The 9,662-nt window shown below is 26.2% G+C and carries 11 protein-coding genes and 1 pseudogene; 6 read left to right on the forward strand and 6 right to left on the reverse strand.

Annotated elements, in window-relative coordinates:
* Positions 1-195, forward strand: a pseudogene (locus JWF52_RS17820) (hypothetical protein); the annotation flags it as partial.
* 126 nt (positions 196-321) lie between these two features.
* On the opposite strand, the gene JWF52_RS17825 reads toward JWF52_RS17820, so the two are convergent.
* From JWF52_RS17825 to JWF52_RS17840, 4 genes are all read right to left on the reverse strand, one after another.
* Positions 322-957, reverse strand: coding sequence for an alpha/beta fold hydrolase (locus JWF52_RS17825; RefSeq protein WP_208334831.1), 636 nt, complete (start codon positions 955-957; stop codon positions 322-324).
* Positions 958-1,134: 177 nt separating this feature from the next.
* Complete coding sequence (locus JWF52_RS17830) at positions 1,135-1,761, reverse strand: DJ-1/PfpI family protein (protein ID WP_208334832.1); 627 nt, start codon at positions 1,759-1,761, stop codon at positions 1,135-1,137.
* Between the two features lie 70 nt (positions 1,762-1,831).
* Complete coding sequence (locus JWF52_RS17835) at positions 1,832-2,758, reverse strand: helix-turn-helix transcriptional regulator (RefSeq protein WP_208334833.1); 927 nt, start codon at positions 2,756-2,758, stop codon at positions 1,832-1,834.
* Between the two features lie 192 nt (positions 2,759-2,950).
* A complete protein-coding gene (locus JWF52_RS17840) occupies positions 2,951-3,769 on the reverse strand; it encodes a class I SAM-dependent methyltransferase (protein ID WP_208334834.1) in 819 nt (272 codons plus the stop codon).
* 274 nt (positions 3,770-4,043) lie between these two features.
* Here JWF52_RS17840 and JWF52_RS17845 point away from each other — a divergent pair, with 274 nt between their 5' ends.
* Together JWF52_RS17845 and JWF52_RS17850 are read left to right on the forward strand one after the other, a co-directional pair.
* Entirely contained in the window at positions 4,044-4,244 is a 201-nt protein-coding gene (locus JWF52_RS17845) for a helix-turn-helix transcriptional regulator (RefSeq protein WP_208334835.1), read from the forward strand.
* 4 nt (positions 4,245-4,248) lie between these two features.
* Entirely contained in the window at positions 4,249-4,572 is a 324-nt protein-coding gene (locus JWF52_RS17850; RefSeq protein WP_208334836.1) for a hypothetical protein, read from the forward strand.
* A gap of 317 nt (positions 4,573-4,889) precedes the next feature.
* Here the strand turns inward: JWF52_RS17850 and JWF52_RS17855 are convergent, their stop codons facing one another.
* Positions 4,890-5,984 carry an L-dopachrome tautomerase-related protein gene (locus tag JWF52_RS17855; RefSeq protein ID WP_208334837.1) on the reverse strand — a complete coding sequence of 365 codons (1,095 nt, stop codon included), beginning with the start codon at positions 5,982-5,984 and terminating at the stop codon, positions 4,890-4,892.
* Between the two features lie 239 nt (positions 5,985-6,223).
* On the opposite strand from JWF52_RS17855, the gene JWF52_RS17860 reads away from it, so the two are divergent.
* The gene (locus JWF52_RS17860; protein ID WP_208334838.1) at positions 6,224-6,958 is read left to right on the forward strand and encodes a YwaF family protein; all 735 of its coding nucleotides are present in this window, start codon (positions 6,224-6,226) and stop codon (positions 6,956-6,958) included.
* 95 nt (positions 6,959-7,053) lie between these two features.
* Here the strand turns inward: JWF52_RS17860 and leuB are convergent, their stop codons facing one another.
* Positions 7,054-8,154 (reverse strand): 3-isopropylmalate dehydrogenase, encoded by a 1,101-nt coding sequence (gene leuB, locus JWF52_RS17865; protein ID WP_208334839.1) that lies wholly within the window; start codon positions 8,152-8,154, stop codon positions 7,054-7,056.
* 187 nt (positions 8,155-8,341) lie between these two features.
* Between leuB and JWF52_RS17870 the strand changes: the two genes are divergently transcribed.
* Together JWF52_RS17870 and JWF52_RS17875 are read left to right on the forward strand one after the other, a co-directional pair.
* Positions 8,342-9,253: a LysR family transcriptional regulator gene (locus tag JWF52_RS17870; protein ID WP_208334840.1), complete on the forward strand. Its 912-nt coding sequence runs from the start codon at positions 8,342-8,344 to the stop codon at positions 9,251-9,253.
* A gap of 212 nt (positions 9,254-9,465) precedes the next feature.
* The coding region (locus JWF52_RS17875) for a hypothetical protein (protein WP_353654975.1) at positions 9,466-9,662 on the forward strand (197 nt) is incomplete at its 3' end.

Consider the following 9,662-nt stretch of genomic DNA (forward strand, 5'->3'; position numbering starts at 1 on the left):
TTTTTATCTACTAAAGATATTACTGATGTAAAAAAAGCAATCGATGAAGTTTTATTAAGATTTGAATATAGTGATACCTTAATTTTTGATGGTGAGCCTATGGATAAAAATGAATTTGATAGTTTTTTACAGTCATTAGAAGTCGTTTTTAATGTTGCTAAGAAAAAACAAGTTAAGAATCTTAAAAATAAATAGATATTAAAACTGTACATGAAAAGGTAATTTTAATTTCATGTACAGTTTTCATTATATTATAAATACTTTTAGATATATCATTGTATGGATTAAAAATGTTCATAAAAAGATATGTTTTATTGAACACTAAAAGGCTCCGCAAAGTCTATTGTGGAAGTCATTAAGTATTTCTCCCAATTCTTTAGGCTTGTCATTGTTTACTTCATGCTTTGCACCTTTTATAAATTTGATTTCTGATTTTGATATACTTTCAGATAAATATATTGTAGCTTTTTTATTTGGGATATCTTTATCACCGCAAATTAGTAATACCGGACATGAAATATTATTTAACCCTTCATTAAAATTTAAGTTCATCATTGAAGTTGTTAATTTAATAAAATCATTCTTACTCATTCCCATACTGTTAAAAGATTTCTCTGGTATAAACTTAAAAACAATATTTTGTAGTTTAAGCAATGCTTTCGGCATTTCATATTGTCCTGCTATTAATACTAATGAATTAACTTTTTTAGGATTATCTATAATATAGTTCAATGCAAGAACTGCTCCCAATGAAAGTCCACATAGATCTAATTGCCCTGAAATATTATCACAATACTCTGAGAAAGCTTTATATAGATTTGAATATGATGCATCTTTCTCTTTAAGAAATAAAGACAAATCAGGACAAATAATATTATCTTGTTCCATCATATAAGAAATTGTTTCATTCCAACTTGAGGCATCTTGTCCAAGTCCATGAATTAATATATGTTTCATTATGTAGTTCCTCCATGCAAAATTTATATCTATATCATACCATATATTACCGTAATTACTAATATGAACACTAAAACAAATGATTTATAGACAACTTTAAATGATATACTTTATTGCAAATACATAACTAGTCCCTAAAGTAAAATTTAAGTGATAGTTATTTTTTAGTTAATGCAATTATTCTATACTAGATAGTAACTCAAGATAATATTTTGAATTGCCTGTTAGATAATATTTATACCATGCTTCTATAGTTGTATTTGAATATACATTTAAATATTCAAGGATTTGTTTTGCCCATAATAACCCACCTGCTGAACTTGCAGTTATTATGTTTTTATCAGTAACAGAAAGTTCATTTTTATAAAAATCTTGACCTTTATAATTTCCAGAAAATTCACATAAGTATTCTAATGAATTACTTGTATGTAAATAATTATTTAAAATTCCTAAATCAGATAAGGCTATAGTTGCTCCACATATAGCAGCTACTAAAATACCTTTATCAATATATGAAGTTAACTTTCCTACAATAAGTTTTTGATCATCAGCAATCCATCTATCAGCTCCTGGAAGTAATATAGCTACCATTTCATCCTCATTTATTTCATCTAAAGAACAATCTGGAATAATAGTTAATCCTCCTAAAGTTTTAACTGAATTTTTATTAACACCAACTGTTTTAATATAAAATTTAGTAGTACCTTTATTTAATATTTTTTCCATTCCAATTGCTTGTAGAATATAACCTATTTCCCAATCTGCCATAGTATCCAAAATATAAATATATATTACTTTTTTCATATTCTAATTTTCTCCTTAATCTATGAATTTAAGTTTTCTATGACTTATTGTATAACAAAAACAGTGACAACTATATGTCACTGTTTTTATAAATTTTTAAAGTTTTTTCTAAATGTTGTTGAATTTTAAGAGAAAAAGAAGTAGGAGCCAATACTTTTATTTTATTTCCAAATCCCAAAATAATAGAAAAAAGTATAAAATCATCATCCTTTATTGTTACCTTACTAACTATAGTATTTTCTTTTTCTGTAATAATTTCACCTAGAAAATATTCTTCAATCAGTATTTGTATTTCTTTTTCGTATTCAATATAAATAGTTATATTTTTTTCTGTAATTGCATTTTCGTATTTTTCTAATTCTTTTTTTATATCATAATCTTGTAACCATAGTTCATTATTTTGTTTTAAGTTTCTTATACGAACGATTTTATACATACGGAACTCTTTTTTATCAGTATTGTATCCAAATATATACCATGAATACCATTTATAAAAAACATGTAAAATATCGATAGTTACATAATGGGATTTACTTTTTGAGTTAGTATATTCGAAAGTTATATTACTTTTTTCCTGAATTAAGTACTTCAGTTTTGATACCATTTCAATAGTATATTTATTTTCATTAATAACAGAAAAATCAATTTCCATTGTTTTTTCTGAATCAGAAACAGAAAACATATGCTTTACTTTTTCATATGTTTCTGTAACTTTCTTATCTCCATATACATCTTTTAGGCTTTTTAGTGCCAATAAAATATATTCTGAATTTGAATTATCAATTAATTTTTCATTTATCCTATAACTTTGATTGATGGAATAGCCACCTTTAGAACCAGTTTCAGCATATATAGGAACACCTGCTAAAGCAAGAGTATCAATATCTCGGAGAATAGTTCTGCGTGATACTCCAAATTTATCAGCTAATATAGCGCCACTTACACGTTCTCTATTAAGAATATAAAATAAAATACCTAGCAATCTTTCTATCTTCACTTTAAATCTCCTTATTTTAAATATTATTTTTATTTTATATTTAAAATAAAAATACTTCAAATAGAATTAAAACATATAGAGTTTTTATTACTTTAAATCAAGATATATTGTGTATACTATAAAATCACATTTAGAGCTTAATATTATAAATCAAATGTTTTTTGAACAATTTATAATCAATACTTATGCTAATTATTTTTTCGAAACAATCATAAAATGTGGACTCATACCCATAACTGAATCTTCAGTATCTGTAAGCCTAACTATATTTAAAAGTTGTTCCTTGCTTTTTTCCTCTTCCCATTTCTCCTCTATACACGGTGTAAACCAAATTAATCCTTCTATCGCATGTTTTTGTATAGTTTCAAATCCTATTGATTCAATTTCTTTTTGAAGTTCTAATGGAGTATGAAAATAGGCTTGAGTTATGAAGTATGGATACTCTTTTGGCCTTGTATGAACTCCTGATATAAGTTCTTTTTCTATCATATTTTTATAAATAGTATCATCTAAGAAATTATTCGTTTTACCATAGGTTGATAATGCCCATGTTGTAGAACTAAACTTTGATATACCTACTGAAAATAAAAGTCCTCCCTTTTTTAAAACTCTTTTAGCCTCTCTTAATACCTGTTCTCTATCACATTTATTTTGTAAATGATACAAAGGTCCCATTAGTAAAACTACATCTGCACTTTCATCATCTCTATTTAAATTCCTTGCATCACAAACCTCTGCAATAAACGTCGTTTTACTTTGATTTTCAATAGCAAATTTTACAGCTGAATGTGCTAACTCTAATAGATGTACATTATTGCCTTTTTCTGCAAGCCAATATGAATATACACCTATTCCTCCACCTACATCATAAATTATATTATTTTTGTTGTTAATATACTTATTTAAAATTTCTTTAGTTCTATGTAATTCTATTTTCCCAAGTCCTCTTTTTAATCTTCCATTTTCTGCTCCATTTTCATAAAACTCTAATACATTATCTATATTCTCCATAGTTCCCCTCCTAATTATGAAAATAATTTAATTTAATTATAGCAGATTAGAAATTTATAAAGTGTCAACAAAATCAGATGTTTTAGTAGACATTTTGTTAATTTATAAGTTTTGGTATATTTTAGATAAATAGGCTAACTTGTGTTTTCATGAAAAAATACAAGTTAGCCTATCATATTAATATAAAAAGTATTTTGTAATTGACAAAATGTAAATAAGTGATTACAATTTAAAATGTAAACAATAGATTACATTTTGTAAAGGAGGTAATACCTTGATACAGAATCGAATTAAAGTTTTGAGAGCTGAGCGTGATTGGACACAAGCTGACTTAGCTGAAAAGGTAGGTATTTCTCGTCAAGCTGTTATATCAATTGAGAAATATAAATACACACCATCTTTAGAGTTAGCTTTCAAAATTGCAGATGTTTTTGATGTTTCAATAAATGATGTTTTTGAATACAAGGAGGATTAGTGTAATGAATGAACAACCTATTCTTTTATTTTTCATAATTCTAAGTATTGGAATTATGATTTATCTTGATGTGTGGAAGTCAAAAAAAGCAAAAGCTTATAAAAATGACGAACGCTGGCAATTAATTAAGAACAAAGCTAATGATGTAGCAAATCAATCACACTATGTAGTGATATTATTATTAGCTATCTTGCAAACTATATCAATTAATCATGATCTTAACATAACTATTACATTGAATCGCCTTATGACGTACGGGATATATTTCATTGGATTAAGAAAGTTATTAGAACTATTGGCATTGAAATATTTCGATAATCAAATATAATTTAGAGAATGATATTGAGTTTAGATGGTACTATTGTGGAAATTTGTACAAAACTATATGCCAAATATATAAAGGAGCAGTTCAACATGCTCCTTTTTGAACATCAAAGTAAGAGTAACAACTAATGCTATTACTCCTTTATCTTAAACTAAAAATTAACTTAGCTTATTTAGATTATACTTACAATATGAACATTCATTTATGTTGTGATATTACTTTGATTTATAAGTTACACACAGACTTCAAAGTATTATAGTTTTCTAATACATAAAAAAGCTATGATTTAATAATCATAGCTTTTAGTAAAATAATATTTATTATTTTGTTGGTGCAGGTAATTCATTAATATTAATTCTAAATAAGCTATATGGTTTTACCCTAACATCCCTGCCATAATGGTACTTTGATTGTCTATGTAGTTGGTTTGCTATAAAGTATAAGTATCCATCTGGACCTATAGAAAGTGTATCTGGCCACAATATATATGGGCTATGTGCAATAGTTTTTATACTTGAATCAGGCAATATTTTACGTATACTATTATTTTCATAATCACCAGCATATATTGCACCTTTAATATCAGTAATCATACCATCTGAAGCTCCCTTTTCTCCCATATATACTACATATTTTTCTAAGTATCTATCAGGTATAGATGTATCTCTTAAAACTTCTGTTGCTATAGAATATAATGCTCTACTTGATAATGGACAATAATATAGTATTTTCCCATCTTGAGATATAGCTATACCATCAGCGGATGTTACTGCAGGTGATGTAGTCCCATCTTCACTGCGATTATACATTATTTCCCCTTCTACTTTAGGTAAAAAACATGGATCTGGTGAAGTAGATTTTGCTCCATTTAGACGTCTAAATGCTCTTCCACTATATAAATCAACTACAATAATAGCACCTGGTCCATTTGAGGAAGAATCTGTAATATATGCATATCCACATCTACCTACACGATAGTCAAATCTTACATCATTAAGATATGTAGTATCTAAAACTACATCATCAGAAAAAGTATATATTCTATTTATTTTATTAGTAGATAAATCAATTGCAACTAATTTTGCCCCACCTTTTATAGGTTTTGAAAAGTTTGGTGATGCAGTATCTAATACCCAAAGTATACCTTGACCATCTGCAACTACACTTTGTACACTTATAAAAGTCTTACTTAAATTATTATAATCGGTTATATTGGTTTTCATATCTGGGTATGGACATAGTTTATCACCTACTATTTCAGCTACAGTATACTCTACTTTATCTCCCCATTTAGGAAAATTAACAAATATACGTCCATTCTCTGATACTGTAACTCCTGTTGGCATAGCTTTATAAAAAGCAAAAACTTGTTCTATCTCTCCACAAAACCTTTCCCTAGGTAAATTACATTTCATAAAATACACCTCATTTCAGATTATAAATAACTAATAGCTTAATTTATAATATTTAAATATTTATATATGTATACTAATATATATTACTTTTTATATAAGTTAGATTTATTACATTATTGTAATGTACTAAATCTAACTTACCATGATATAATACATATCGTGATATAATACAACAGTATTTGACATCATATAAATTAATCTTATATATTTTAATAATACAATTATAGAAAGGATATTCTATGGAAAATATTTTAAATTTTTTTACAACCAATACTGGTGCTAATAATTTTGTAACTTTTGGACCACTGCACTTATTTATATTATCTATCGCCTTAGTTATTAGCATTTTTATTAGTATAAGAAAAACTGAAAGCAGAAAGTTTGAGTTGTCTATAGGAAGCATTTTAATTTTTCAACAACTCTTTTTATATTCTTGGTACTTTGCTGGTAAATATAATACATTTACAGAAGGGTTACCTCTATACCACTGTCGTATAGCTATTATTTTTATAGGAATAGGAATGATTTTTAATAAAGAAATGCTTATGAAAATAGGATCTTATTGGGGTATATTTGGTTCAATATCAGCCTTATTATTCCCAGGACTTGACCCTTTTGCATTTCCTCATTTAACTCAATTTTCTTATTTTATAGGTCATTTATTTTTATTATGGGGGGCTATATACTTATTATCTGTAAAAAAGATAGGTATGTCAAAATCAGATTTAAGAAACGTTGCAATTTTTACAAATATCTATCATGTATTAATGTTTGTTATAAATAATGCACTTGTATCTAATTATGGGTATATGAGTTCACCACCTATTAGTATAGGAGCTAAACTAAACCCTATACTTTATGGTTTAGTAGTTATAGTAATATTTAATATTATATTATTTTTAGAATATATTTTAATTAATAAAACTAAGTGCAGAGAAACCGATAGTGAATATAGTATGTTACAAGAAGCTTAGTAAAAGTAAATCTATATACTAAAAAATCCTATATACTAGATACATTTAAAATGTGTCTATCTATATAGGATTTTTTGTGCCATATATAAAAACTATTAAGATATAGATTCACTTAGTTTATATAAGCTATCTACTATTAAATCACCAATTTTCTCAGTTCCAACTACTTTTTTCCCATCTATATATAAATCTTTTGTCACATATCCATTTTCTATTACCTCATCAACTGCTTTTTCTATTAATCTAGCTTCTTTTTCTAAGTTAAATGAATATCTTAGCATAAGGGCTAATGACATTATCATTCCTATAGGATTTGCTTCATCCTTACCTATAATACTTTCATCTGGATAATGTAGCTGATTCGGTGTAAATATACCTTTTCCACTTTCATCTATTTCTGCTGACCCTAACATTGCAGAAGTTCCAGTTATTTGACTAAGCTCATCGGCTAATATATCGCCAAACATATTTGATGTTACTATTACATCAAATTTAGAAGGATTTATTATAACTTCCATAGCCGCACTGTCTACTAAGTGATGTGTAACTTTAACATCTGAGTACTCTTTTGATTTTTCATTTATAACTTCTTTCCAAAGTTTTGAACTTGCTAATACATTTGATTTATCAATGCTTGCAACTTTATTTTTTCTTGTAATTGCAGATTTAAATGCTCTATTAGCTGATTTTTTTATAATATCTTCATTGTAATATTCTAAATCACTAGCTTCTCTTCCATATTTTCCTCTTCCATAATTTTTATCTGCACACAGCATTCCTCCGGCTATATCTCTAACTACTAATATATCTATACCATTTTTTATAATATCTGCTTTTAGAGGAGACAATTCTATTAAATTTTTATTTAAAAATATTGGTCTTAAGTTAGTACTAACTTTTAACGCTTCTCTTAATTTTAATATTGCTTTAACTGGCTTTTTATCAAGTTCAATATTGTCCCATTTGCTTCCACCTAAATTCCCAATTATAATGGCATCACTTTCTATACAAGATTTAAGCGATTTTTCTGGTAGAGGTTCTCCATATTTATCTACTGCTTCTCCTGCACCAACTACATTTTCAATTTTAAATTTATATCCATATATATCTGAAATAGAATCTAATATCTTTACAGCTTGTGCAGTTATCTCAGGTCCAATTCCATCACCTTTTATTAATGCTATTTTATATTCCATAAATTATCTCCAATCATTATTTTAATTATGTTTTTCATTATTTATTTTATACAAGTAGATATATATAGTAAAATACATATTCATCTATACACCTTATATGAAAATACCTATAGGTAAATACTTTATACACCTATTTATTTTTGGTAAAATTATATAAAATATGTATTTTAATAAAGAGGAGACTTAAATGAACTTAAAAAAATTAAATTATATTATTACAATCGCAGAATTACAGAGTTTTTCAAAAGCAGCCTCTAAATTATATATATCTCAGCCATCTTTAAGCCAAATAGTATTAAATCTTGAAAATGATTTGGGAATTCAAATTTTTAATAGAACTACAACTCCTATATCACTTACTTATGCTGGAGAAAAGTACATACAAACGGCAAAAGAGATTATTAGATTATCTAATAATCTTCAAAAGGAATTTAGTGATATATCTAATATGAAAAAGGGTAAGATTACTATTGGTATAACACCATTAAGAGGTGCTTTTATATTACCTTTAATTTTACCTAATTTTATGAAAAAATATCCTGGAATCGAGATTAAAATTATAGAGGGTGATAAAAATTTAGAAAGTTATCTTGTTGAAGGTAAAGTTGATTTAGTATTTACATCACTTCCAACTACAGATAAAAGAATAACTCAAGAATTATTGTATAAAGAAAGAATAATGCTTGCTTGTAAAAAAGGTTATTTAGATGAGTCTTATTTTTTAGATGATAATTCTGATATTATTGATATAAATAAACTAAATGATATTAATCTTATATTAACTAAAAAGGGACATAGGATAAGAAATTTTATGGATAGTATGTTTGATTCTCATGAATTTAATCCTAAAATTTTATTAGAAACAGATAATACTAGTACCGCTTTTAGACTTGCTACATCTGGACTTGGTGCATGCTTCGTTTCTGATATGGTTATAAATACTACTAAAGCAATTGAAAAATATGATTTATTTAATATTGAAGACTCTAACTCTAAGTGGTCAGTTGCTATTTTATATCTAACAAATTCTTATTTAAATAATTGTGAAAGATATTTAATAGATTTATCTAAAAATATCTTTAATAATATAAAGCTTTAATAGTAAATTAAAGTTCTATATTATTAGAATAATACTAGTTATAACTAACAAAATCAATATTATTTCTCTATTTTACAACTTCTTTACAACTTGTCTACAAGTCATTTACACATTACACAATACTGTAATCTTATACATATTGCTAACTTATATTTCTCTGTTATATACTTAAAAAAAACAAAATTATTCAAAAAAGAATGGAGAAATTAAATATGAAAAAACAAGCATTAAGTATATTTTTATCAGGAGCAGTAGTATTAACTGCATCAATGGCTTTAACAGGATGTACACCTACAGATTCATCTAAAGATAAAAAAGCTCCTACAAACGCTTCACAATCAATAGATAAAAAAGAAGATAAGTCTAAAGTAAATGAATCTAAAAAAGACGATAAAGCTAAAGAAGATAA

It is taken from the genome of Clostridium sp. CCUG 7971, assembly GCF_017590215.1.
Lineage (GTDB): Bacteria > Bacillota > Clostridia > Peptostreptococcales > Peptostreptococcaceae > Faecalimicrobium.